The organism is Photobacterium sp. J15 (assembly GCF_963870815.1).
Classification (GTDB): Bacteria; Pseudomonadota; Gammaproteobacteria; order Enterobacterales; family Vibrionaceae; genus Photobacterium; species Photobacterium marinum.
Genome location: NZ_CAWMUI010000001.1, coordinates 2,106,162 through 2,130,818, shown reverse-complemented (window position 1 = coordinate 2,130,818; position 24,657 = coordinate 2,106,162). Strand labels below are relative to the sequence as shown.

The window sequence follows — 24,657 nt, the reverse complement described above, 5'->3', positions numbered from 1 at the left end:
TGCACTTTGGAATGAAAACAGTAGAGTCATTAGTGATGGATAATTATTTCGTGCTCTAACTATTTAACGATACTCTTAACTCGTTAACATCACGCATAATTTCCCGTTTGTAATGTATCACGTACAGCTTTAGCTCACGTTTTTTGAGATAAATCAAAGTTTTTTTTTGGGGAATAAAATCATTTTTTGCTGGTTATATAGGGTCTAAGCTGCTAATGTGCTGCCCCTCACATTAATAGTGAGAATATTATGCACAGTTCTACACATAAGGTTGGTGATAAATTAGTTCCAACTCTAACGATTGGGTTTATTAGTTTATTCCTCCTTTCCTCGCTCATTGACTTGTCGCTTGTATCGAGTGTCATTCAGTCAATGTTCTCCTTTGTCACTGCACAGTTCGGCGCCTTCTGGCAATGGCTGATGGTGGTAAATTTCGCTCTTGCTCTCATCATTGCGGTATCCCGGTACGGAAAAATCCGAATGGGATCTCAGCCAAAACCAACCATCGGTACTTTTCGCTGGCTTGCGATGATTATGTGTACTCTGTTGGCAGGGGGCGGGGTTTTCTGGTCTGCAGCTGAGCCTATCTACCATTTCATTACACCGCCACCAAGTTTTCCACTGGCGACTGGCTCAACAGTTGACGCAGTAACGCCTGCGCTGAGTCAGAGCTTTTTGCACTGGGGCTTTCTGGCCTGGGCTGTGCTTGGTACGCTGGCGACAATTGTGCTTATGTATGCGCATTACCAAGCCGGTGTTAAGTTGCGTCCGCGTGCGCTGCTCTACCCATTACTTGGTACCAAGCTTGAAAATCACTGGTTTGGTTCTGTTGTCGATACGTGCTCTGTGATTGCAGTAGCTGCTGGTACTATCGGGCCAATCGGATTTCTTGCATCACAGTTGGGTTACAGCCTTGAATCTGTTGTCGGGCTAGAGAATAGCGTTAATAACCAGTTAGCGATTCTTGCTGCTGTTGTGGCGGCTTATGCAATGTCGGCTTTCTCCGGCATGGATAAAGGCCTTCAGTGGCTGAGCCGTGTTAACGTTATCGGTGCATTTGCCTTGTTGATGGCGATGTTGGTTTTTGGACCGACACAATTTATTTTCGAGCAATTTGGCGCAGCATTCGGAGAATACCTGCATCAATTGCCAACAATGAGCCTGAATACATCAGCGCCGGCGTGGAACGCGTGGTGGACTTGGTTCTTCTGGGGATGGTTTATTGGCTTTGCTCCGATGATGGCCATTTTCATCGCACGAATTTCAGAAGGACGTACCATTCGCGAGTTAATCATTACTGTCGCAATTGGTGCGCCGATCGTGACAAACTTCTGGTTTACCGTACTTGGCGGCACAGGTATCTTTTTTGAGCTTCAAATGCCGGGAAGTATCTCTGGACCACTTGAAGCGGCAGGTTTGCCTGCTGTGTTGCTGGCGTCATTGTCGCAACTGCCTTTCAGCAGTGTATTAGTACCGGCGTTTCTGGTACTAACAACGACCTTTGTTGTTACAACCGGTGACTCAATGGCTTATGCCATTTCTATGGTTGTATCGGGTGACAGTGAGCCAAGTAAGTATCAGCGACTGTTCTGGGCGATTGTGATGGGATGTGTGGCCGCAGTGTTGTTGGTGGCCGGTGATGGTGGCCTAAACGCATTGCAGTCATTCATTGTGATTACAGCAGTGCCGGTATCTTTGCTTGTTGCCGCGACACTGATAACTGGACCGATGGCCGTTCTGCGAATGAATCAACAGAAGAATCAGCAGACTTGGGAAGAACCGCAGGTCGTGAACTCTAATTACTGAGCCGGATTACTTCTGCTTTGTTGAACCGATTAAAGCCGGTAGTTGATATCATCAGCTACCGGCTTTGCGTTTAAGCTAGTGACGAGTCAACCTTTTCTCATCATATTTCTTCGACTTATAGGGTTTTGGTGCTTGAACAATCGTTGTGTCTGACAATGTTTTCAGATAGGCGACAATGGCTGCTTCATCTTCAGGGGTTAATCCCAGATTGCCGATAAAGCCTAATGCTGAAGTATCACCGAATTCCGGCTGAGGCCAACAATCGTTTGCTAGAGCTTGTTTCTCCGTTGCTTCTGATATTCCCTTGCTCTCACAAGATGGTTTGGCAATCGCTGTATTGTAGAAGTGAACAATACTTTCAAGGCTCTTAAAGTAACCGTTATGAGCATAAGCTTTTGTTGTTCCCTTACCTAATCGCAAATCTACATTGCGTAATGTTGGCGTTTTATGGCTGCCAAGGTGGAACGGATTGGACAATTCTTCCATTGACTCTGTTGTAGTATGTAGCCCTTTATCTGGTTCTGGTCGACCAGGGATTTCATAGTTTCTCGGGGTACCTATGTTGTGGTAACTGTCATCCGTATACCGTTCGAATTTTGATGTTCCGTCTCGGTTTCCTCCACGGTGGCAGAAGCCGCAGCGACCTTGACCAAACTGAAGATCATCTCGGTTTTCAGCTACACCATAAAACAGGTCATGCCCCATGTTTTCCTGGTCTGTGAAATCATCCAAAGGAAACTTTCCGTCAGCATCATTTTTTAAAGCAAAGTCTCGCTTAGAGTCGTATGGGTTATTTTCGTAAGACATTTGCCATGCGCCGAGAGAAACAGCAAAGCGGGCGAATACCTCATCAATACCTTTTTCCTTACAATCTAGCTCTAACCCCCATGTATATTTATAAAGCTCAGCACCCCATTTCGTGTCAGCCACAAGCTTACAAGTGTCAATTTTCCCTTGCGTGCCTTCACCGACTCCTTGCTCTACGGGGTTGATAAAGGGACTGGCATGAGCTTGGTCTGTCATTGGCCCTTTGTATTTGCTATATAACTCTTTGTAGTGATCATTAATGAAGATGTTCAGCCCGTCTGTTGAATCGCCTTTTGCCCGTCCGTTCCAGAAAGCGCCACCACATACACCGGTAGGGAATCGCCCACAGCTTGTTAAGTTTGGTAGTCCGTTTACCTGACCATCTAAGGTTAAGAATTGGACATACTTATTTGTTGGTGGTTTGAGGTTACCAACGGTGTGTGGATCTGCGCCCGTTACTGCGACCTGTTTTTTGTTCACGCCTGAGACACCATTCACACCTCCGGCCGCAGGAAGATGACAAGAAGAGCATGACTGTCTTGTCGGATCTGAAATGTTTGCAAAGAATAAGCGTTTACCAAATTCTTCAATATAGGTGAGATCCGATTCATCAGCCTGAACATTTGTCGTGGTTAAAGTGATTCCAATGAAAAGACCTAGTGAGGTAAAGAGTGTTCGTTTGGTTGTTGCAACCTTAACAGGTTGACTATTCCTGAGAGTTAATTGAGTCATTATTTTGCACCTTATGCATAAGATGATTCTATAAATTGACCAGCCATAATGAGATGATGTGTTATCCACCATTTCCTGTTATTAAATTGCGTTGCTCTATTCATGGAAAAACTAGCCCTTCCAAAACAGAGACAATTCTCAGAGTTAATAACAATAAGAAAATAGTGTCATTATTTTGCCTGAGTTAATAAAGTGAAAGATATGAGAGGTTTGTGGCTTGCTTTTGATAGGGGGAGTCGTGTTAACGTAATTAAATTGTGTCAGGAAGGTAAATTGGTTTTCTAATCAGTATGAAGTGAGATGTTAAACATCTATCTATGTTGTTTTTTTATGAAAGGTAATTCTATGATTATTTTATTCGGTCTTAATTTGTTTGTGTAAATTATCTAGTCCGGTTAATTTTGAATTAAGTGAGGCTCAGTTGCTAATTTATTTATTAGCACTGATGGCCTCACTTTAAATGGTCTTTCTTATTTCAGTCGGGATTCATCAAAGCCACCTGACTTATATGGATGAAGTTCTTCAACAACACTGTTGTCGGTTAGTGTTTTGAGATAGGCAACAATAGCCGCTTCGTCGGATGCTGACAAACCAAGATTTCCAATAAATCCCAGGGCAGAGGTATCTCGAAATTCTGGTTCAGGCCAGCAATCACTCGCCAGCGCTTGTTTTTCTGTTGCTTGTAAAATGCCTTTACTCTCGCAGGTTGGCTTGATAATAGCCGTGTTATAAAAGTGTACAATGCTCTCTATGCTTTTGAACCAGCCATTGTGTCCGTAGGCTTTTGTAAAGCCGCCACCGGGACGTTGATCCAGATTACGCAATGTTGGTGTTTTATGGGAACCCTTATGAGCCGGATTACCTGTTGTTGCCTCAAGGCCGATGTCAGGTGCAGGGCTACCCGGGATTTCATAGTTTCTCGGAACACCAATGTTGTGATAGCTATCATCAGTGTAACGTTCAAATTCACCTGTTCCGTCGGCAATACTGCTCAGGTGACAGAATACGCATCTGGCTTGACCAAAGCCAAGGTCATCACGGTTCTCTGCTACACCATAAAACAGATCATGACCGAGGTTTTCCTCATCGGTAAAATCATCTAACGGGAATGAACCATCGGCATCATTCTTCAGAGCTATATCGCGTTTTGAGTCGAAGGTATTATTTTCATAGGACATCTGCCATGCGCCTAACGACACCGCTAGTCTTGCAAAAACTTCATCTATGGATTGCTCATTGCAGCTGAGTTCAAGTCCCCAGGCAAAGTTATACAGCTCTGATCCCCATTTGGTTGCAGCTACTTGTTCACATACTGCAATTTTGTCTGTCTTACCTTGCTCTACCGGATTAACGAAAGGGCTGGCGTGAGCCTGATCTGTAACAGGACCTAAATATTTACTGTACATTTCCTTGTATTTGTCACTAACGAAAATATCGATGTTATCGATTGAGTCACCTTTGGCTCTACCATTCCAAAAAGCACCACCACAGGTAAAAGTAGGGAATGAACCACAATTACTAAAACGGGGCAGACCCTGAACGTTACCACTTTGATCAAGGAATTGAACGTATTTATTTGTAGGCGGTTTTAGCGTGCCGACAGTATGTGGGTCAGCGCCGGTGACGGCGACTTGATGTTTATTTACACCTGATACGCCATTGGTACCACCAGCTTCAGGTAAATGGCATGAAGAGCATGACATTCTTTCAGGGTCTGAAATGTTTTCAAAGAATAACCTTTTTCCTAATTCTTCAATATATGTCAGCTCTGATTCATGTGATTTAGCTAAAGATTGAAATGAGTAAAAAAAAGTACCATATATAAATACTAAAAACACATTTTTAAAAAAAGAACTCTTATTTTGTTTTCTTATAGTTGTTGACATTGAAATGGGGATTGATTGAGTCATTCTATTGCACCTTATTTCGGAAGTTATTTTGTTAGGTTGTTACATGCAATAAGCTCATCGCAGAACTCAAATGAAAGTACCTAGCCAACTTTCGTGAGCTCTAATTGGGAATATAGGGCTGGCGGAAGAAATCATTTCTCATTTTTGAGAAAGGAGCGGGTAAATATGGTTTTCTTTTATGTTGTTGAATAAATGGTGATTTGTTGTTTTTGTCTTATTGGCAAGAATGAGTGTAGAAAATATCGTGCAATATTGATGGTAATTTGAATGGCTATTCATGCAAAAAAAGTTTTTAACATTACACTCTCTGTTGTTTTTGTCTTTGTGCTCAGGCAGGGTTGTAAGTTGATATGTGGAAATTAAATTTTCCATTTGGTTTTAAAAGGCCTCGTGCTGAGGCCTTTTCGATTAATTTAAATCCGAATGGCTATATATCCGGCTTAGCTGTAAATACTTTTTTGACTAATTTTACAGTCATCGTTATCCATTTTTTTGTCTCCTTTTTTCCTTTTGGTAGGCTTTGCATAATTTGCCGAATGCTCGATCATTCGCGCGCCTTTCAGCAAGTGTTGCGCCGTTAAATGCCTGCTCACGATTCAGCTTGTGGTAGTTATTCAGCCGTCTTTCGTCTAAATCGCCATTTGCTATTGCCAACTGAACAGCACAGCCAGGTTCATTGTTGTGCTGACAGTCCGAGAATCGACATTGTTCCGCTAGCAGGCTGATATCAGCAAAGGTTGTGTCCAGCCCTTGTTCACAATCAGCGAGTTGAAGCTCTCGCATTCCCGGAGTGTCCAGTAACAGCCCTCCAGCCGGAGTCAGATGAAGAGATCTGGAGGTTGTGGTGTGACGCCCCTTGCTGTCATCTTCTCGAATACCGCCGGTTTGTTGGATTTCAGAGCCCTGAAGGGTATTGATCAGGGTTGATTTCCCTGCGCCAGATGAGCCCAGAAAGGCAACTGTTTTACCATGTCGACACCATGAGCTGAGAACAGAAGTACTGTCCGGCTCAAGGCCGTTAACAGCTTCGACCATCAGCATGGGATCAAGTTGGTGTACCTGCTGAACATATTGTGATGGGTCATCACACAGATCAGCTTTGGTCAGTACGATGACAGGTTCGACACCGGCTTCGTTAGCGAGAGTCAGATAGCGTTCGATACGATTAAGGTTAAAGTCATTATTCATTGAACAAACGATGAATACCGTATCAATATTGGCCGCAATTAACTGTGAATCCACTTTACTGCCGGCTGCTTTTCGACTGAATAAAGAGCTTCGCTCAAGTTGTCGAACAAACTGATTCGTTTGAGATAGCAGAATCCAGTCACCTACAGTAAGGGGAGGCATGTTGGCCGTGACAGGCAGGCTTTGTTCACCAGACTCAGTCATGATAGCAAGCTGGCTACGATGCTGAGCCATTACTCTTGCTGTATGAACGGTTTCCCACTCATCAAGAGAGAGTTGTTGTTGAAAAAAAGGTTTCCATCCAAGTTCAGACAAGGAAATAGATTTACACATTACAGATTTACCCCTGACGCGCTATGCGTCATAAAAGAATTTTGATGTTCAGGGGCAAGATTGGCCCCGGTATAAGACCGGGCAAGAGGGAGAGAATTAGATTTGGTTGTCTCGCTCAGCCCGGTTAGTTTTTACTACAATCATCAAAATTTCCTCCGTTAGTTGATATAAGGGTTGTATTAGTTAACAAATAGCTAATACAACCGTCAGAACTTAACAAAAGTTTGGCTCTAATACCATAGGTGTTCTGACGGTTGCTCGTTTTTATCAGGCTGTAATGCCGTTAAGTTGAATTGCGCCTTGGCGATATAATAGCCCGTTCACACGATCTTTCTTCAGCAGCAGCGGGCCGTCGAGGTCAACAAGATCTGCTTTGGATGCAATAGGAAGTGCTGTTTCCATGGCCAGAGAGCTTCCGACCATACAACCTACCATTACTTTAAACCCAAGTTGATGAGCTTTGGCTTCAAGTTTCAGGGCTTCAGTTAATCCGCCCGCCTTATCGAGCTTAATGTTAATCATCTCGTAGCAACCGATTAGTTCGTCGAGATCATCAGTGGTATGGCAGCTTTCATCGGCGCACAATGTGATTGGGTGCTTGATACTGAGTAGTTGAGCATCCTGTCCTTTTGGTACTGGTTGTTCAATCATTCTGATGTGGAAAGGAGATAGCTGGTTAAATATATTTTCCAGGTCAAGTTCTCCCCATGCCTCATTGGCATCAATGATTAGTTCTGCTCCCGGAGCAACAGTTCGTACTGCGTTCACTCGTTCAATGATTTGTTCATCATTAAGCTTTATCTTTAGTAACCTTGCCCCTTGTTTACATAAATCTTTTGCTTGCTGGGCCATTTTTTCAGGGCTGTCCAGCGAAACAGTCATTGCGGTGACGATTTCAGGTTCGATATCGAAGGCTTGGTAAGGAAACTGCTGTTGCAACTCCAGTCGCCAAAGTGCGCAATCGACAGCATTTCGTGCCGCACCGGCAGGAAGTAGTTGTTGAAGAGTCTCGCGGTTAAGCTCAACACCGTCCGGCAGCGAGTTTAATGAGTGAACCTGTTTGATGACAGACTCAATGCTCTCGCCATATCTGGGGTAGGGGGTGCATTCACCTTTGGCCGACGTTTTACCGTCGTTGATGGTAACCGTGACGACATCCTGGTGAGTCCGGGTGCCTCGAGAGATAGTAAATGGACGGGCAAGCGGGAATTGCTCTTGGACGGCATTGATTTTCATTCTATTTCCCCCGTTATATTGAGAGGAGGTTGTTAACAATAGTCGCAACCCCAAAGCGAACCGGATCGGTTACCGGCATTTGATATTGTTGCTCCATTTTCTTACATAGTGCAAGGGCATCGTCTTGATTTAGTGAGGAAGAATTCAGACAAATACCGATGAATCCTGCATTTTTGTTAGTCAGCCGAGCAGCATTCAGGTTGACATCAATTGTTTCCTGAATTGAAGGGAGCGACATGTGAGGGAAGTGGCGTATATGTTGGCGTCCGACTTCGTGACATAAAACCATAGCGTCAGGTTGAGAACCATGTAAAAGCCCAAGGCTGACTCCGGCATAAGCCGGATTTAATAGAGAACCCTGGCCTTCAATAACATCCCAGTCATGATCGGTAAAAGCCGGACTGATGGCTTCCGCTGCACCTGCGATGAAATCAGCGATGACGGCATCAACAGAAATGCCTCGTCCGGCAATCAGAATTCCTGTTTGTCCAGTTGCCCGGAATTGTGCTCTAAGACCCTGAGCTTTCATTTCTCGCTCAATTGCGAGAGAGGTATACATTTTGCCGACTGAGCAGTCGGTTCCCACAGTTAGTAATCTTCTTCCCTGGCGTTTTTTACCGTTGCCTACTTCTAGCGGTTGATCATAATGGCGAACGTCAAACAGTTGGCAATGGTTCTCTTTTGCGGTTTGGTTGAGAGAAGGGATATCAGCAAGGCGCTGGTGCAAACCAGAGGCTATGTTAAAGCCGAGTTCAAGTGCGTGCTTTAGCGTCTCCAACCACGTTTGAGGGAGAAACCCTCCGGCATTAGCTGTGCCTATTATCAGGGTCTTAGCACCTTGTTGTTTTGCTTCCTGTAAGGATAGATCAGTAAGTCCGACTGATACTGTATCGCTATTTAGTCTGTATTGCCCGACGCATAGCTCCGGGCGCCAGCTCAAAATTCCTCTGGCTGTTTTGGCCGCCAGTGGGTCAGTGACATCACCGAGAAACAGAAGATAAGGTTGTGGAATTTGCATACAACGTCCTTGAGTATGTGAAGACCAAAGAATACCACTAAAAAATGTCAGTAATTCGATGCCGAATAAAATTTGTTAGCAGGGTATAACTTGAGTTTATAGCAATTGGCTAAGCGAAGAAACATAACAGCATTCTGCTGTCATTTGTTTGAAGGAAATAAATTTATGGAAATGATGTTGTGGAAAAGGTTCTGTGAAAATATTGGCTGGTAAATAGCTCGGATAGATCTATTAGGGGTGTAGTATGTAAAGCGCGGTTTGAGATTTCCGTCCCGGTCAGGAGAGCTGCGTTTTGCAGCCTTCTCCTAAAACAGTCTAATCAGTGAATTAACCGATTATTTCTTCTTTGGTGTGTTTTGTTGCTGCATACGTTTTGTAGTCAGATAACGCATTGCAAATAGGCTTTCAACGTTCATTGTTTTCTCCTTATTTAAACAAACTGTAATTAGCGTTTTGCTGAGTTTTGCTTCTGCTGTTGTTTGCTGGCCTGTTTCACCATGTACTGAGCTACAAGAAACTGATTCAAATCAAACATACTGTCACCTTTGTAATTTAGTTACATTTTAAGTCTGTGTTGTGATTTGTTTGTCATCACATTGAATATATTAGTGTGACTTGCGTCACCTTGCAAGTGACTTGTGTAATTAAATTACAGATTAATTTGTAATTTAATTACGGTTTGGTGGCAATGGAGGGACGAAATCGATGACAGACGCTGTTATCAAGTACAGCCGATGTTGATGCTATTAGATGCAGTTGATGTAAAAAATCAGGATTAAAAAAAATTAATCCTGACAAAAGGTTGGCTTAAATACCGTCAGGTTAAGCTGGCTCCATGATTTTAAAAACATTACTAAGTTCGCACTACATTCGTCGTCACTGTTGGTTACGCGCTAATAGATGGTGGTTTGTTGGAGTGGGTGAATAAATCATGGAGATAAAAATGAATATACTTGGTTACTTTCAAAAATTAGGCAAGGCGTTGATGTTACCGATTGCCGTCTTGCCTGTGGCTGGAATCTTAGTGCGTTTTGGACAACCGGATTTGCTTGATATCGGTTTTATTGCTCAAGGGGGACAGGCCATTTTTGATAACCTTCCGTTGCTGTTTGCTATGGGAGTAGCGGCGGGGTTGTCTAAAGATAATTCTGCTGCCGCGGCAATTGCTGCTGTTGTAGGTCTCTTTGTTATGAATGCGGCTTTGTCGGTGTTGAATAAGGACATCAATATGGGGGCGGCGGGTGGCATTATTGCAGGTGTTGTGGCCGGGCATTTATATAATCGTTTTTATACCATCAAGTTACCGGAGTTCTTGGGCTTTTTCGCCGGAAAGCGCTTTGTTCCGATTATCACTGGTTTGAGTGCGTTGGCGTTAGCTCTGGCGTTCAGTATTATCTGGCCGCCGATTCAGGCTGTGATTAATAGCCTGGGCGAGTGGATGTTGTCGAGTGGTTCCGCCGGTACTTTCAGCTATGGTGTGGGTAACCGCCTGCTCATTCCTTTTGGCCTTCATCATATCCTTAACACAATGGTTTGGTTTGTGTTTGGTGAATATAACGGTGTGACCGGAGAAATCTCCCGGTTTTGGGCTAATGATCCAAGTGCCGGAGTTATGCTGAGTGGTTTCTTCCCGGTAATGATGTTTGGCTTACCCGCAGCGGCGATCGCTTTCTATGTTACAGCGAAAGCTGAAAATAAGGTAAAAGTGGGTGGTATGCTGGCGAGTGTTGCATTCACCTCCTTCCTGACCGGGATTACTGAACCGTTAGAGTTTCTGTTTATGTTTTTGGCTCCAGCATTGTTTGTGGTTCATGCCATTCTGATGGGGATCAGTCTGGTTGTGGCGCAGGCGTTGGATATCCATCTTGTGTTCAGTTTCTCTGCCGGGCTTATTGATTATGTTCTTAACTTCAATGCTCCTGCTGCAAAAAATACCTGGATGTTGATTCCCGTCGGTCTGGTTTTTGGAGCTGTGTATCTTGTTGTATTTGTTACTGCGATTCGGGTATTTAACCTTAAAACACCAGGCCGTGAAGATGATGTGGAGGCTGCTACTGATGACTCGGAATCGACTGAACTTGTAACAAGTTATATGGGTGCCCTTGGAGGTAAAGCAAATTTAACGGATATTGATGCTTGCATTACCCGCCTTCGCCTGACCGTAGTCGAGCGCAATCTAGTCGATAATGAGAAGCTTAAGAAGCTAGGCGCTAAAGGAGTGGTGAACGTCGGAGCGAATAATGTTCAGGTTGTTCTTGGTCCACAGGCTGAATCTGTCGCAACAGCACTGAAAGCATTGTAACAATTACAAAAAAATGCGGTTTCCCCCTAAACCGTGTGCGGTCTGCCTTCAGGCAGGCCGCTTTCCTCTGGTACATTGCCATTAACAACAGGGGAAGTGTAACTGCATGAAAATATTGGTTATTGAAGATGATGCCACGACACGCGACTTTATTGTTAAGGGGCTGAAGGAACACCATTTTGTTGTCGATGAAGCTGAAGATGGTCATCAGGGGCTGATGATGGCGACTACCTGTGATTATCAACTGATTATTTTAGATCGCATGTTGCCCGGATTGGATGGGTTAAAAGTACTTGCGGCTCTGCGCGCAACGGAGAATCGAACGCCTGTTCTGATTTTAAGTGCGATGGATACGGTGGAAGATCGGGTAACCGGATTAACGGCAGGCAGTGATGATTATCTTATTAAACCCTTTGCGTTGGCGGAGTTGATTGCCAGAGTACAAATACTTGTTCGCAGAACCAGAGCTGCTGAAATTGTGTCGAGTGAGATGACATATGCAGATCTTACGCTGGATCATAAATCACATCGTGTCTGGCGATCCGGGCGATTAATCCGGTTGCAGCAGAAAGAATTTCTGTTGCTGCAACACTTTCTTGATCACGCCGAGCAGGTAGTATCGCGGATGAGTTTGTTTGAGGCCGTATGGAGCTATCACTTTGACCCTAAGACTAATGTGATAGATGTACATATCGCTAATTTGCGTAAGAAATTAGATATTGATGGATTACCTTCATTGATCCACACCATACGAGGGGCTGGCTATGTCCTCCGTCAGTCGTGATTTACTGTATCGCTCTTATGTTTTTAAAGCGCTGCTGTATTTTTTTGTCTGTATAGGTGTCGTCTATACCTTGTTAGTACATATGGTGTTTCTTAGTTCAGAGTCGTTTCACCGGAGTCAATTGGAGCGCGAACTGGCCTCTGAGACCGAGTTTTTCAGACAGCTTGCACAACGTGACGACAAGACACTGGTTACTGATTTGATCGCTAAACGACGCAGCCAGAATTCTCCTTTTTCCTATCATACTGTCCAGCTACGGCCTGAGTTGAGTAGTCCTCATACATATCCGGCAGCCTTGGCTGGTGGGCTAAAGGCTTTTTCTAATGAACCTCTGTTGGATGGTAAGGTTTTTTACGATCATAATAAGCAGTTGATTATTGGTATCAGTCCTGAGTTACAACAGAGCTACCGGGAAAGTGTAATGCCAATGCTTATATCAGGCGCACTTATTCCTGCTGTGTTGATGCTGGTTTGTGCTGCTCTGTTTGCCGCTAACATTAATTCCAGGTTGCAACGGGTTAATCAGGCGATGAATAGGGTTCTTTGCGGGGAAAAGCAGGTAAAGTTACCGGTCAGCCTAAATAATGATGAATTCGATATTCTAGCTATTCACTTAAATTTTCTGATTGAGCAGATTGAGAAGAAAGAATCTTCGCTAAAGGCACTAACGGTAGGAATGGCTCATGATATGCGAACGCCTATTGCGCGAATGAAACTCAGGCTGGATGCTTTGTTGTCTGAAGAGGCTGGCTCAGAGAGGCAACGGCGTCACGAACTGGAAGCCTGCCTGGAAGATTTAGAAGTTTTGTTAGGGCTTTTCAACGGCATGTTAGAGATCGCTCGATTAAACAGTGGTAAGACTCTGATTAATAAACAGTCTGTTTGTTTAACTCAGGTGTGTTTTGATGTGTGTGATTTTTTAAGGCCTCTTGCTGATGAAAAAGAACAGTCTTTAGTTTTACGAGAAGACAGCAAATATGAGCTAGGAGGAGAGCCAGGCCTGATTTTTCGGGCTGTGTTTAATTTGGTTGATAACGCAATTAAATATACACCTAGTGGAGGGGAGATCGAAATTGTTGTTGATAACTTTGGCATTGTTGTCAGTGATAATGGGGATGGCATACCAAATACAGAGAAAGCGCGGGTGTGTGAGCCTATGTATCGTTGTGACCAAAGCAGAACAACTCAGGGAGATGGCTTGGGCTTGGCTTTGGTTCAGGCTGTCGTGAAAAGGCATGGGGGCGAACTGGTTTTAGGTGATAATTATCCAGGATTACGGGCAAGAATGATGTTTTCGGGCCGGGCATAAGTTCATGATATAAAATGACTTGCCCACCATGTTGGTGACAGGTAGTTCACGAAGGTGGGCAAGTCGCTAGCAAATAGCCATCATTTCTTGTCGGCTACTGGCACCATGATGTGAACATATGGGGTATCTTTCCACATTACATATGGGCCGCCGGTACTAGGATCATCCGTTAATCCTTCAAGCATTGTTTTTGGCACGATAATCATCAGGTGAGGGCCGGTTTCAACATAGTCATCGGCTTTCTTAGGATTCGGGTGATAGGGATCTGAGTTACTGACACCCGCTCCAAGATCACCTTGTAACATATAAGAAATTCCGATTTTGTCTGCTTTGAAATCCTTTTTGTTGACCATTGCATCCAGCATTTCCATCCAAACGGCATCGTTACACATTGGCATACCGTCATCGGGGAAAGTATCCGGTAGGCAAGTCCAGCCGTTGTTTCCTTTGACAACTTCCTTACCTTTTACAATAACTGTTGCGTTGTCACTGATTGCGGCAGGTGCTGCAGATTTTGCTCTGGTGATAAGTGCATCAAGATCGTCACTTGCGAATGCAGTGTTGATAAAGCTCGCTGAACACAGGAGTGCAGCTACGCCTATTTTAGGCACTAAGTAGTTAGCCATGATTATTACTCCACTACTTCATTAATTGGCATTGTGCCAACCTGTAAAGTATAGGGGGGATGTCTCGTGGCTGAGCGAATGCTCAAAACTGAAAAAGCCGACAATAAAGTCGGCTTTTTAATGACTGTCTTTTCAGAATTTACGCGGCAAGAAGGGCTGAAAAGTCTACTTTGCGTTGATTGAAGCGGTTAACCAGATCATCGATATCATCCTGGCAGTATGGTTTCAGACCACTCATCACCATACGTTTGCGGCCGGTACCGACTACTTCACCGTTTTCTTTAAAGCAGAACTTCAGAGTTACGCTACCGCGCTTGCCGTCTACATCGATATCAGAACCTGTTAGTTCAACAGTGGGTGCTGTGATATCCAGACGCTCGAAATCAAGCTCCATGCTTTCATAAATTACCAGCGGGCGAGCTGGGTTAATCATGATTTGCTTTGACTCCATCAGCGGAACCATGATGTGTGGGAAATTCATGCCAGAGAACTGAACATAGCTCTTAGTCACTTGTTCAATCAGAGCCTGGTTGTTAGTTACATCACCTTCACGAGTAATGTGCAGGTACTCTTTCCCTTTTTCATCAACCATTGACAGTTCGCTGTCAGATTTCTGCTCAAGGCCCAAAGCGACACCGTCATTGATCATACCGGCGAAATCGAAACGCATCTTTTGGCTCAAACCTGCTTTGGAGAGAACAACAGAGAAAAGCAGATCACCAGGAACACAGAAACGTTTGTTATCTTCGTCATGAATAGGATTGAAATCACCGGCGATTTTTTTCGCAAAGTGACTTGCTTGCTCACGTGTAAAAGAAAATTCACCGTTCTGTTCTGAGTAATACGATTCTAAAAACATGCCTAACTTATGAATACCTTCGTTAATCGAACTATCAAATATTCTACATGAGATGTTCACAATAATTGGTCTAGCCAGTGAGACAGCTAAAAAGCTTGATTCTCTTGGCAGAAAAATGTAGGCAACATCTTGCACTTAACTCTCTGAATAACAAGAAAATTAAAATCGACAGTGTTCGTAAATTATATTTCAGGTTATTCAGTGGTTTAACTATGCACTGTTTCCTGCTGTTTGATTATAGTTTGTGGCCCTGATAAATGGTGGAAAAATCCCGGTTCTGAAACACGGACACAAGCTCTTTGGGGAAGAAAAGAATGTTGTCGAGTTTATCTAAATGAACCCACTCATAACCAATTTGCGCAGGATCCAGATTGCTGGCCTGAGCGATAAAGTTGGGTTCAATACCTTCAACGAAGACTTCAAGCTGGTGGAAATGGTCCGGTAGGTAAGGTGTAGGGGAGCGGTCTGCGATTAAATCTCTGATGCATAAAACGTCACCCATTTCTGCTTGTATACCCAATTCTTCCATTAGTTCTCGATGAAATGCTTCTTCGAGTGTTTCGCCGTGCTCAACGCCACCGCCGGGCGTGATATACCAAAAACCACGGTCATCCTGATGTTTACACAGCAAAATGTGATGTTGACAGTAAAAAACTGCGCGTACTGAGAGTCGTGGGTTCATATTTCTTTCCGAATCAGAAGCATGATCATTAATTTTAGAAATGAATCAGAAAAAGTATGATTTTTTTGATGCAACTACGGGCATAATTATGTAATATGCCCCCCTGAAAAACATCGGCTATGCTTATAAAGCATTGTTTTATAAATTAAAAAAGAACGGTTTCATGGCTAGGGTTACTTTATCTGAGCGAAATAAGAAGTACAAAAAAGTACGCATAACCATCTTCTAGACGTGTAGAAGCTCAGGAAAATAAAGTAGCACGGAAGCTGCAAAAAAAAGCCCCCAGAAGTAGTGACCAATCACTGTTTCTGGGGGCTAAATAATATCTGTTAGTTAAGACGGCAGGTTAATAGGGTTACACCCGTCCTTGTAGCGGAATTACCCGTACTCTCTCACCAATTTCAACACCAGGTTGTTCAGGCACAATTTCAATCAGGCAGTTTGCTTCACTCATCGAACGAAGAATACCTGAACCTTGCTGACCAGTTGTTCTTACCGCCAGGCGTCCGTTTGCATCGATACTGAAAACACCACGGCTGTATTCAGTTCGTCCCGGACGTGAGCGAAGTTTCTCTGTCGCAACAGCTTTAAATACCTGTGGTTGCCAGTTATCTATCCCCTGAAGTTTACGAATTGCAGGCTCTACAAATTGCAGGAAGGCGACCATGACTGCCACCGGGTTACCCGGCAGGCCAAAGAACGGCTTCTGGCGAATTTGACCAAAGGCAAGCGGACGACCTGGACGCATGTTGATACGCCAGAAGTTGATCTGGCCCAGTTTGTCGAGGATGGTTTTGATGTAATCCGCATCACCGACAGAAACGCCACCGGAAGAGAGAATCACATCAGCTTGCTGGCTGGCTTTCTCTAAGGTTGCTTCTAACGCAGCTTCACTGTCTTCAATAATACCAAGATCGATGACTTCACAGCCGACTTTAGTCAGCATGGCGCGCAGGGTGTATCTGTTTGAATCATAAATGCAGTTTTGCTTTTGTTCTTCTCCCGGTGCTTGAACTTCATCACCTGTTGAGAAGATCGCGACTTTAATCTGCTTGTTGATACACACTGAATTCAGGCCAAGAGAGGCGATCATCCCCAGCTCAGGCGCTGTGATTTGGGTACCAGCTGAAACAGCAGTCTGACCGATAGCCAAGTCTTCACCGGCTTGGCGTACATTCTGCCCTGCACGAATTGGGCCTTTGGTCGTATCGAAGGTGACGGTGTCACCATTCTGTTGTGCTTGTTCACGCATAATTACGGTATCAGCATTGGCCGGAACCGGTGCGCCGGTCATGATTCGAACCGCTTCACCTTGTTGCAGCGGTTGATCATAGCTATGGCCAGCCATTACTTCTGCAACCACGCGGTAGCTTTCATGTTCCAGATCATCGCCTCGGATCGCATAACCATCCATTGCCGAATTGGTGTGCTGCGGAACATTGACCGGGGACAGAATGTCCCGTGCGACAATTTGTCCCAGAGCCTGCTCAAGTGATACTTCAAGCTCGTTGTTTGGTGGGACGATTTGTTTCAGAATGCGCTGTCGGCCCTCATCTACAGACAACATGCCTGACTGTTCAAGATCGCTACAGCTGAATCCTGCTTCTGTTGGCTCCTGATCTTTTTTAGCAAAAGCAACAACAAAATCTGTTAACTGATCAAGATCATTGATATCAAGCTGAGGAAGTTCGGTTTTCGCCGGTACGTTAGCTGCAACCGCAATGATGTTTTTATCGTCCGGATGTAGCCAGGGTTTGCCGATTTCTTCACGGTGAAGCTCGATTTTCGGGAAATCCAGCTTTTTGAAACCTTCAACCAGGATTAGGTCAAGTTCAGTCTGATCCAGTTGTGTGATTAGGTGGGGAAGGTTCGCTTCTTCATCGGGTGTTTCCGTTACCAGTGCGCGGCGGTAGCGGGATGAAATCAGCATTTGTGCGGCACCAGCTTTACGCAGGCGGTAGCTGTCTTTACCTTCTTTATCAACGTCGAAATTATGGTGAGCGTGTTTGATAACACCGACACTGATGCCACGCTCAACAAGCTTAGGCAGCATGGCTTCCAGCAAGGTGGTTTTACCTGTACCGCTCCAGGCCGCGAAGCCTAACAGGGGCAGGGATGCATTAATCTGACTCATAGTTCCTGTCCAAATTTTTGTAGTTCTTCTGGCGTGTTAAGGTTCACAAACGCGTTTGGTTGATCACTGAAATCAACAGTAGTCATATTGCATTGTTTGTAAAGAAGAATGATTTTCCGATCGCCATTTTCAAGAAATTTTTCGAGTTTAGGCAGGACCCTGCGGTTCAACAGTGTAACCACAGGCTGAATATGTTCGCCGTCATGGGCGACAGCAATGTCAGTATCTTTACTGCATGCTGCGCTCATACGCGCTACCAAATCATGTGGCAGCTGAGGGCAGTCACAGGGAACAAAGCCAATCCACTCATCGTCAAGGTGGTGCAGGGCAGCATGCATTCCGCCCAAAGGACCCGGATAGTTCTGAATGTGGTCACCGAATACTTTGCCGTAGCTACGGTAACGCTCTTGGTTGCGGTTGGCATTGATGGTGATGGCGTCAGTTTGTGGCTTCAGCGTTTCCATCACATGCTCAATCATTGCCCGTCCAGCCAGTTCGACTAGTCCCTTGTCGTTTCCACCCATACGGCTGGCTTGTCCGCCAGCCAGGATCACCCAGCTTGTGTTCTCAGGCGTAGGCATAGTCATTCTTGTCCTCATCGACGAGCTGCAGATCTGCCCGTTCTACTAATTGTGTTTTTGTTATTGTCCACTGGCGGCGGCAAAGGGCCGTCAGGGCATTTTTCTGGTGGCTGGTTATAACCAGGCTGGTGCCGCGCTCAAGCAGGTCTTTGGCGAGGACAACTTGTCTCTCAATCGATTCCTGATCGAGGCTGGCGCTGGATTCATCCATCAGCAATACGCCGGGTTTCAGCACCCATGCTCTCGCCATGGCCACGCGCTGGCGTTCACCACCTGAAAGTACGGAGATATGTTCGTCCGCCAGCGTTTCCAACCCTACCATACGAAGGGCATGGATGGCTTCATTTCGACGCTGCTGGCGGTTGCTGATGGTGAATTTCAGACCATAACAGACGTTATCGAACACAGTGCCGTCAAACATATAAGGCGTCTGGTGCATATAGATCACCCCGCCCTGAGTTTGACCGCAGAAAAAACGGTTTAGCCAGGACTGCTTATGCAGGTTTACCTGGCCGGTAGTCGGTTTTTGCAGGCCGGAAAGAATTTTTAAAAGAGTGGTTTTGCCTACACCGTTGTCGCCGCTCAGATAGATAGCATCTTTAGGGCCAAGGCTAAGCTGAGGAATATGAAAAAGCAGGCGATCCTTGAAACGGATCGATAGGTTTTCTGCCTGGATAGAAATTTGAGACATTACCTGTTCCCCGGCTTAGTTAGTGCGCAGGTGGCCTTTACCACGAGCGACAGACAAAAAGAAGTTTAACACCAGTGCCAGAATTAATAGCACCATACCCAGGGCAACACCTTGAGCGAATGCGCCTTTTGAGCTTTCTAGCGCAATGGCGGTCGGGATATTGCGGGTAGAATTCATAATATTGCCGCCAACCATCATGGAACAGCCGACTTCGGTAATGATGCGGCTGAATGATGCAATGACTGCGGCAAGCAGTGAGAAACGGCTTTCCCACATCAGGCTGCCGAATGCTCTCGGATAGCTTGCGCCCAGTGTGATGGAAGTTTCCCAGGCACGTCGGTCACTGTGCTGAAAGGCCGCGTGCATCATGGAGACGAGGATAGGGAAGCAGATCAGCATCTGGCCCAGGATCATCGCTTGTTGAGTAAAGAGCATTTTCCAGTCGCCAAGTGGCCCTGATCGTGAGAGCAGCATATAAAGCAGCAGGCCGATAACCACTGTTGGGATTGACTGAAAAGTATTAAATAGAGACAGAAGCAGCCAGCGCCCCGGAAATCTGCCGTAGGCGAGGGCGAATGCAATAAGCAAAGCCGGCAGCAGCACAATACTGATTGCCAGCAGAGATACAGAGAATGAAACACCAACGATCCCCCAGAGAGCGGGATCGCCGCTCAGCAAAAGCTGAACGGCTTGTTGGCTGGTTTGCCAGATAGTCATTTATTATCAGATAGCATCTGCGACAAACAGCTGTTCACCGTGTCGCTTGTAGTTATTGATCATTTTTTGTGCTTTCGGATTTACCAACCAGTCGCTGAAAGTTTTCGCGCCTTGGTAGTTGATGTCCGGGTAGCGGCTTGGGTTTACCAGAATAACCTGGTACGGGTTGAACAGACGCTCGTCACCCTGAACCATGATGGCAAGGTCTAGCTTGTTTTGGTATGCCAGCCAAGTACCACGGTCTGTCATAGTGTAGCCCTGAAGCTCAGAGGCCATGTTCAGTGTCGGACCCATGCCCTGACCAACTGCTTTGTAGCCGCCGAAGTTTGGTTCCATCTTAGTTTGAGCCCACAGGTTCAGTTCTTTCTTGTGAGTACCGGAGTCATCACCACGAGAAACGAAAGTCACGCTGTAAGATGCAATTTTCGTCATTGCATCAGCAACATCTTTGTCGCCTTCGATTTTAGCCGGGTCGCTCTTAGGACCAACGATCACAAAGTCGTTGTGCATCAGTTTACGAGGAAGCACGCCGTAGCCGTTCTCTACGAACTTGGCTTCAGCCTTAGGTGCGTGAGTCATCACCAGGTCAACATCGCCGTTTTGACCCATGCGCAGGGATTTACCTGTGCCAGCAGCCAGAACGTCAACACTGTAGCCAGTGTCTTTCTTGAACTCAGGCAGCAAGTAGTCAAGCAGACCTGAATGATAGGTACTGGTTGTTGTTGCCAGACGGATGGTCATGTTTTCAGCGGCTTGAACTGCGCTCGCAGAAGCAAGGGCCAGAATCACAAAAGTTGTTTTTAGAAATTTCATTGGTCTTCCTGACTTAACCGTTAATGAATTAGTTCAGCGGGTAACTAGCGTAAAGTTTGAGGCTTATCGCTGAGGAGTCTTACCCGTCCGTTATAAGCGGTTCCCTTAGCAAATCGAATGCCAGGTTGCTTGTGTGACAATATTTTATCGCGAGAGCTATCAGTAACCTAATGATTTAAAACAAATTTGAGTGGGTTGTCATGATGTCAGCCCGGAATCGATGATAAACGGCTTTGACATTAATCTATGCGGTGAGACAAAATGTCGCACTCATTCCCTTAATAAAAATAATGTTATGTCTGAAACTGCAGCCTCTACCTGGTCTGCGATGTCGGTTCTCGTCGTTGATGACGAACCGGGCATGCGCGCAATTCTTAAAAAAGCCCTTGGAAAGAAGTTTGCCCAGGTCGATACCGCTGGTAGCGTGGAAGAAGCCGAAGAGCTTCGCAAGCGCTGCCATTTTGACTTATTGATCGTAGATATCAACCTGCCTGGCCGCTCAGGTATTGAGTGGCATGAAGCTTTTGATCCATCGACACGCCGTAGTGACGTGATTTTCATGACCGGATACGCTGATCTTGAGACGGCAATCAAGGCACTGCGTGCGGGTGCTTCAGACTTCATTCTAAAACCTTTCAACCTTGATCAAATGATGCAGTCGGTAAACCGTTGCATGGAAAGGCGGTTAGTTGAGCGTCAGAAATTTGCATTGCAGCGTGATGTTGAGCGTAGTCATCCGGTAGATATTATCGGCGATGCGCCGCGTACCCTGATGATGAAGAAGATGATTTCTCAGGTGGCACCATCGCTGGCTGCGGTTTTGGTTGAAGGCGAATCCGGTACGGGTAAAGAATTGGTTGCCCGTGCGCTTCACCAGTTAAGTAAACGAAATGGCCCGTTTGTGCCGTTGAACTGTGGTGCAATTGCACCAGATCTGCTGGAAAGCGAACTGTTCGGTCATGTTTCAGGGGCTTTTACCGGCGCGAAGAAAGGGCGTGAAGGTCTGTTTCGGGTAGCAAACAATGGCACGCTGTTCCTGGATGAAATCGGTGAAATGCCGCTGTCTATGCAGTCATCGCTGTTGCGGGCACTGGAGCAGAAGGCGATTCGTCCGGTTGGTGCAGAGCGCGAAGTTCCTGTTGATGTACGGATTGTGGCTGCAACTAATCGAAACCTGAAGCAGGAAGTCGAAGAAGGCCGTTTCCGTCGCGATTTATATTACCGCTTAAACGTATTGACTATAGAACTGCCTGCATTGCGTGATCGCCAGGAAGATATTCCGGCACTGGCTCACCACTTTACTCAGCAGCTGGCAAAAGATTTGGGTGTGAAGCCGGTCAGTTGGACACATGAAGATATTAGCTCCATGCAAGCCTATGATTGGCCGGGTAATATCCGTGAACTGCGAAATATGATGGAGCGCTGCTTGTTACTGGGTAAGCCACCAGCTGAATACTGGCGTGAACTGGCGGGGGATATTCCGGCATATTCGGTTGCGGATATTGAAGCAGAACCTGTTCTTGAGGATGAGAATGCTGCCGCGAATGAAAGTGCAGATGATAAACGTCCTTGTACTTGTACCAGCTTCGAAGGGAATGAAACCTTCTGTTATCCGAGCGACTGGACGCTGAAAGAGGTTGAGAAAGCCCACATCATGCAGGTTGTCGACAGCAACGAGGGCAATAAATCAGCGGCAGCACGCCAGCTTGGTGTAGCCCGTAAAACGCTTGAGCGTAAGTTTAAAGAGTGGTCAGAAGAAGACGCCTGATTAGGAAACACAGACGATGAAAACATTTTTGGCGATGTGGATTAGGCGGTTTCGCACTATGGTGCGATATCGACTTTTGCTTCTGACCTCTACCCCTATTTTTATTACGCTGCTGGTGCTGATAGCACTAACAATGTACTGGACATTTATGTACACCTGGCAGAACGCACTGAAGAATGTGCGTGCTGACCTTGCCGTTTCTCATCACAGTATGGTGCTGTTGCAAAAGCAGCAACGTATGCGCCTGACATCGCTGACAGAGTCATATGATTTTCAGTATTTAATGAGAAATGATGAAGCCGCACTTATAGACTGGGTAGGTCGCCAGGCTCGTCGTTATGATCTTGACTTTGTTGTGCTTCATCCGGCATCAGCTCTGGGGGAGTTCCCTAAATCAAACCGCCATTTATTACTGCAAGGTGAAGAACAAACATTTTTCCAGCGACTGAGTGCTCCTGAGCTGGAAGATTTACATGCAGATTTACCTGCACGGGCGCAAATACCTCTGTTGCAAGAGGGCGCAATCGAGACTAAAGGACTGGTTAGCCGTAGTCTGATCCCGATTTTTAATGAAGATAATAATCTGCAATGGATTATCGACGGCGGTATGTTGCTGAACAACAGTACCACCTTGGTGGATAGAATCCGTGATTTGGTTTATGCGGCTGATACGTTACCAGAAGGCAGTATTGGTACTGTTACTCTGTTTATGGACGATGTTCGTGTCAGTACCAACGTTCCACTCGACAGTGAAAGGCTGAATGGTCGTGCGATTGGGACCCGGGTTTCAGAGGAAGTAAGACAGGCCGTTCTGGAGAAGGGAGAAACCTGGTTCGGCCGGGCATTTGTTTATGATGCTTGGTATGTTTCCGGTTATGAGCCGCTCAAAGATCACAACGGCGATACTATCGGAATGTTGTATACCGGTTATCTGGAGTGGCCGCTGATTCGGATCTACCTGACCAATCTGGTTGAGTTGGGCTTTGGCATTGTATTTGTTTTGTTGGTTTCCGGTATTGTGGTTTACCGTGGTGCCCGTGATTTGTTCTTGCCGATTGAAAAAATTCACCATGTCGTCAAATCCGTACAGATGGGGGAAGATTGTCGAATTGGTGAGCTGGATTTGGTCGAAGACCATGAGTTGGAAATCCTTGGCCGGCAGTTTGATAGCATGCTCGATTTGTTGCAATTGCGAAATGAAGAGATCAAACAGGCTTCACTGGAGTTGGAAGATAAAGTGAAGGAGCGCACTCAGAGCCTTCACGAAAAAACCGAGGAACTTGAGCAGCATATTAAGCTGCTGAATCAGGCTCGCAGCAAGCTGGTAACCAGTGAAAAACTGGCTGCGCTTGGTGAACTGACTGCAGGTATTGCTCATGAAATTAACAACCCGACAGCAGTCATTCTGGGTAATGTCGAGTTGTTACAGTTCGAACTTGAAGACGATGCTGAAAGGGTTAAGGAAGAGCTGGAAGCTATCCACCAGCAAATTGACCGTATTCGGAATATTACCCGCAGTCTCTTGCAATATAGCCGCCAGGGTGGGGTACAGGATGAAGTGACATGGCAGCATTTAAACCCGATTGTTGAAGAGAGTCTGACTTTGGTTCGTCCTGGTATTAAGAAGAAGGCGATTGAGATCGAAGTCAGCCTGAATGCAAGGTGCTGTGTTGAAGTAAACCGTCACCAGCTTTTACAGGTTCTGGTGAACCTTCAGATGAATGGTGTCCATGCTATGGACGGTCAGGGATTGCTCGAAGTGAAGTCAGAAGACTGGCTGGGTGAGCAAGGTGAACCGATTGGTGCTGTGGTACATATCAAAGATCACGGTTGTGGTATCAGCAAGGAAAATATCGACAGGATTTTTGACCCTTTCTATACCACGCGGCGTAGCGGTACAGGACTTGGGTTGTCAGTCAGCCAGAGCATAATCAGCCAGATTGGCGGAGAAATATGTGTTGAGTCTGAGCCGGGTGAAGGAGCAACATTTTCTGTTTATTTGCCAGAAAAGGCAATAACAGATGATAAACTTGAACTGGCTGTAGAATTATGAACTGCTGACAGTTGAAGATTTACAATCTAATAAATAATAAAGGCATGACTGGATCATGCCTTTATTATTTCTGCTAGCAGAATATTATTTTATGAGTAATTTTTTTGCATTATGTACCCATGAAAATTAAACCGACAAACATACAAGTTAAAGAAAATAGTGCTGTCCGCCGTATAATACCCATGCGATTCGGGATTATCATTTCATCGTGTTGCATATAATTCTCCTTTATGAGCAGAATAGGCCGTTTTTATTATCTACTTCAGTATAGAACAGGATTTTCACTACTGAGAAAAAGGGCTCTAGCC

Annotated in this window: 19 protein-coding genes; 6 read left to right on the top strand and 13 right to left on the bottom strand. The window is 45.5% G+C overall.

The annotated features are described in order from the left end of the window. The first annotated feature begins 249 nt into the window (after window positions 1–249). Window positions 250–1,806 carry a BCCT family transporter gene (locus AACQ93_RS09790; protein ID WP_064604591.1) on the top strand — a complete coding sequence of 519 codons (1,557 nt, stop codon included), beginning with the start codon at window positions 250–252 and terminating at the stop codon, window positions 1,804–1,806. A 75-nt stretch (window positions 1,807–1,881) separates the two neighbouring features. On the opposite strand, the gene AACQ93_RS09785 is transcribed toward AACQ93_RS09790, so the two are convergent. From AACQ93_RS09785 to dgcN, 5 genes are all read right to left on the bottom strand, one after another. Continuing rightward, on the bottom strand, window positions 1,882–3,345 hold the full coding sequence (locus tag AACQ93_RS09785; RefSeq protein WP_064604589.1) for a cytochrome-c peroxidase: 1,464 nt from the start codon (window positions 3,343–3,345) through the stop codon (window positions 1,882–1,884). 470 nt (window positions 3,346–3,815) lie between these two features. Next, window positions 3,816–5,255 (bottom strand): cytochrome-c peroxidase, encoded by a 1,440-nt coding sequence (locus tag AACQ93_RS09780; RefSeq protein WP_064604587.1) that lies wholly within the window; start codon window positions 5,253–5,255, stop codon window positions 3,816–3,818. Window positions 5,256–5,735: 480 nt separating this feature from the next. Further along, window positions 5,736–6,776 (bottom strand): ribosome small subunit-dependent GTPase A, encoded by a 1,041-nt coding sequence (gene rsgA / locus AACQ93_RS09775; RefSeq protein WP_064604586.1) that lies wholly within the window; start codon window positions 6,774–6,776, stop codon window positions 5,736–5,738. Window positions 6,777–7,043: 267 nt separating this feature from the next. Then, the gene (gene dgcA, locus AACQ93_RS09770; protein ID WP_064604584.1) at window positions 7,044–8,012 is read right to left on the bottom strand and encodes an N-acetyl-D-Glu racemase DgcA; all 969 of its coding nucleotides are present in this window, start codon (window positions 8,010–8,012) and stop codon (window positions 7,044–7,046) included. Between the two features lie 13 nt (window positions 8,013–8,025). After that, the gene (gene dgcN / locus AACQ93_RS09765; protein ID WP_064604582.1) at window positions 8,026–9,030 is read right to left on the bottom strand and encodes an N-acetyltransferase DgcN; all 1,005 of its coding nucleotides are present in this window, start codon (window positions 9,028–9,030) and stop codon (window positions 8,026–8,028) included. Between the two features lie 943 nt (window positions 9,031–9,973). Between dgcN and nagE the strand changes: the two genes are divergently transcribed. The 3 genes from nagE (at window position 9,974) to AACQ93_RS09750 (ending at window position 13,425) form a co-directional block, all read left to right on the top strand. Then, window positions 9,974–11,332: an N-acetylglucosamine-specific PTS transporter subunit IIBC gene (nagE, locus tag AACQ93_RS09760; RefSeq protein ID WP_064604580.1), complete on the top strand. Its 1,359-nt coding sequence runs from the start codon at window positions 9,974–9,976 to the stop codon at window positions 11,330–11,332. A gap of 106 nt (window positions 11,333–11,438) precedes the next feature. After that, window positions 11,439–12,116: a response regulator gene (locus AACQ93_RS09755; RefSeq protein ID WP_064604578.1), complete on the top strand. Its 678-nt coding sequence runs from the start codon at window positions 11,439–11,441 to the stop codon at window positions 12,114–12,116. Further along, on the top strand, window positions 12,097–13,425 hold the full coding sequence (locus tag AACQ93_RS09750) for a sensor histidine kinase (protein WP_064604576.1): 1,329 nt from the start codon (window positions 12,097–12,099) through the stop codon (window positions 13,423–13,425). Before AACQ93_RS09755 ends, AACQ93_RS09750 begins: the two co-directional genes overlap by 20 nt. Before the next feature lie 80 nt (window positions 13,426–13,505). Here the strand turns inward: AACQ93_RS09750 and AACQ93_RS09745 are convergent, their stop codons facing one another. From AACQ93_RS09745 to AACQ93_RS09710, 8 genes are all read right to left on the bottom strand, one after another. Beyond that, window positions 13,506–14,051 carry a hypothetical protein gene (locus tag AACQ93_RS09745; protein ID WP_084419087.1) on the bottom strand — a complete coding sequence of 182 codons (546 nt, stop codon included), beginning with the start codon at window positions 14,049–14,051 and terminating at the stop codon, window positions 13,506–13,508. Window positions 14,052–14,190: 139 nt separating this feature from the next. Further along, window positions 14,191–14,910, bottom strand: a complete 720-nt coding sequence (locus tag AACQ93_RS09740; protein WP_064604574.1) for a DUF3581 domain-containing protein — start codon at window positions 14,908–14,910, stop codon at window positions 14,191–14,193. 235 nt (window positions 14,911–15,145) lie between these two features. Further along, window positions 15,146–15,592: an NUDIX domain-containing protein gene (locus AACQ93_RS09735; protein WP_064604572.1), complete on the bottom strand. Its 447-nt coding sequence runs from the start codon at window positions 15,590–15,592 to the stop codon at window positions 15,146–15,148. Between the two features lie 355 nt (window positions 15,593–15,947). After that, window positions 15,948–17,726 (bottom strand): bifunctional molybdopterin-guanine dinucleotide biosynthesis adaptor protein MobB/molybdopterin molybdotransferase MoeA, encoded by a 1,779-nt coding sequence (locus AACQ93_RS09730; RefSeq protein WP_064604570.1) that lies wholly within the window; start codon window positions 17,724–17,726, stop codon window positions 15,948–15,950. Then, complete coding sequence (gene mobA, locus AACQ93_RS09725; RefSeq protein ID WP_064604568.1) at window positions 17,723–18,307, bottom strand: molybdenum cofactor guanylyltransferase MobA; 585 nt, start codon at window positions 18,305–18,307, stop codon at window positions 17,723–17,725. Before mobA ends, AACQ93_RS09730 begins: the two co-directional genes overlap by 4 nt. Beyond that, entirely contained in the window at window positions 18,294–18,998 is a 705-nt protein-coding gene (locus AACQ93_RS09720) for an ABC transporter ATP-binding protein (protein ID WP_007470431.1), read from the bottom strand. The genes mobA and AACQ93_RS09720 overlap by 14 nt, the downstream gene beginning before the upstream one ends. A 15-nt stretch (window positions 18,999–19,013) precedes the next feature. Next, window positions 19,014–19,715 (bottom strand): ABC transporter permease, encoded by a 702-nt coding sequence (locus tag AACQ93_RS09715; RefSeq protein ID WP_007470433.1) that lies wholly within the window; start codon window positions 19,713–19,715, stop codon window positions 19,014–19,016. Window positions 19,716–19,721: 6 nt separating this feature from the next. After that, on the bottom strand, window positions 19,722–20,528 hold the full coding sequence (locus AACQ93_RS09710; protein ID WP_064604566.1) for a substrate-binding domain-containing protein: 807 nt from the start codon (window positions 20,526–20,528) through the stop codon (window positions 19,722–19,724). 295 nt (window positions 20,529–20,823) lie between these two features. Between AACQ93_RS09710 and AACQ93_RS09705 the strand changes: the two genes are divergently transcribed. After that, window positions 20,824–22,296 (top strand): sigma-54-dependent transcriptional regulator, encoded by a 1,473-nt coding sequence (locus AACQ93_RS09705; RefSeq protein ID WP_007470438.1) that lies wholly within the window; start codon window positions 20,824–20,826, stop codon window positions 22,294–22,296. A gap of 16 nt (window positions 22,297–22,312) precedes the next feature. Continuing rightward, window positions 22,313–24,349, top strand: coding sequence for a sensor histidine kinase (locus AACQ93_RS09700; RefSeq protein ID WP_198160118.1), 2,037 nt, complete (start codon window positions 22,313–22,315; stop codon window positions 24,347–24,349). Window positions 24,350–24,657: the final 308 nt, after the last annotated feature.

Excerpts from the sequence above, each read along its gene's own strand:
- AACQ93_RS09790 (WP_064604591.1), top strand. The coding sequence starts at position 250 with ATGCACAGTTCTACACATAAGGTTGGTGATAAATTAGTTCCAACTCTA.
- AACQ93_RS09785 (WP_064604589.1), bottom strand. The coding sequence starts at position 3,345 with ATGACTCAATTAACTCTCAGGAATAGTCAACCTGTTAAGGTTGCAACA.
- AACQ93_RS09780 (WP_064604587.1), bottom strand. The coding sequence starts at position 5,255 with ATGACTCAATCAATCCCCATTTCAATGTCAACAACTATAAGAAAACAA.
- rsgA (WP_064604586.1), bottom strand. The coding sequence starts at position 6,776 with ATGTGTAAATCTATTTCCTTGTCTGAACTTGGATGGAAACCTTTTTTT.
- dgcA (WP_064604584.1), bottom strand. The coding sequence starts at position 8,012 with ATGAAAATCAATGCCGTCCAAGAGCAATTCCCGCTTGCCCGTCCATTT.
- dgcN (WP_064604582.1), bottom strand. The coding sequence starts at position 9,030 with ATGCAAATTCCACAACCTTATCTTCTGTTTCTCGGTGATGTCACTGAC.
- nagE (WP_064604580.1), top strand. The coding sequence starts at position 9,974 with ATGAATATACTTGGTTACTTTCAAAAATTAGGCAAGGCGTTGATGTTA.
- AACQ93_RS09755 (WP_064604578.1), top strand. The coding sequence starts at position 11,439 with ATGAAAATATTGGTTATTGAAGATGATGCCACGACACGCGACTTTATT.
- AACQ93_RS09750 (WP_064604576.1), top strand. The coding sequence starts at position 12,097 with ATGTCCTCCGTCAGTCGTGATTTACTGTATCGCTCTTATGTTTTTAAA.
- AACQ93_RS09745 (WP_084419087.1), bottom strand. The coding sequence starts at position 14,051 with ATGGCTAACTACTTAGTGCCTAAAATAGGCGTAGCTGCACTCCTGTGT.
- AACQ93_RS09740 (WP_064604574.1), bottom strand. The coding sequence starts at position 14,910 with ATGTTTTTAGAATCGTATTACTCAGAACAGAACGGTGAATTTTCTTTT.
- AACQ93_RS09735 (WP_064604572.1), bottom strand. The coding sequence starts at position 15,592 with ATGAACCCACGACTCTCAGTACGCGCAGTTTTTTACTGTCAACATCAC.
- AACQ93_RS09730 (WP_064604570.1), bottom strand. The coding sequence starts at position 17,726 with ATGAGTCAGATTAATGCATCCCTGCCCCTGTTAGGCTTCGCGGCCTGG.
- mobA (WP_064604568.1), bottom strand. The coding sequence starts at position 18,307 with ATGCCTACGCCTGAGAACACAAGCTGGGTGATCCTGGCTGGCGGACAA.
- AACQ93_RS09720 (WP_007470431.1), bottom strand. The coding sequence starts at position 18,998 with ATGTCTCAAATTTCTATCCAGGCAGAAAACCTATCGATCCGTTTCAAG.
- AACQ93_RS09715 (WP_007470433.1), bottom strand. The coding sequence starts at position 19,715 with ATGACTATCTGGCAAACCAGCCAACAAGCCGTTCAGCTTTTGCTGAGC.
- AACQ93_RS09710 (WP_064604566.1), bottom strand. The coding sequence starts at position 20,528 with ATGAAATTTCTAAAAACAACTTTTGTGATTCTGGCCCTTGCTTCTGCG.
- AACQ93_RS09705 (WP_007470438.1), top strand. The coding sequence starts at position 20,824 with ATGTCTGAAACTGCAGCCTCTACCTGGTCTGCGATGTCGGTTCTCGTC.
- AACQ93_RS09700 (WP_198160118.1), top strand. The coding sequence starts at position 22,313 with ATGAAAACATTTTTGGCGATGTGGATTAGGCGGTTTCGCACTATGGTG.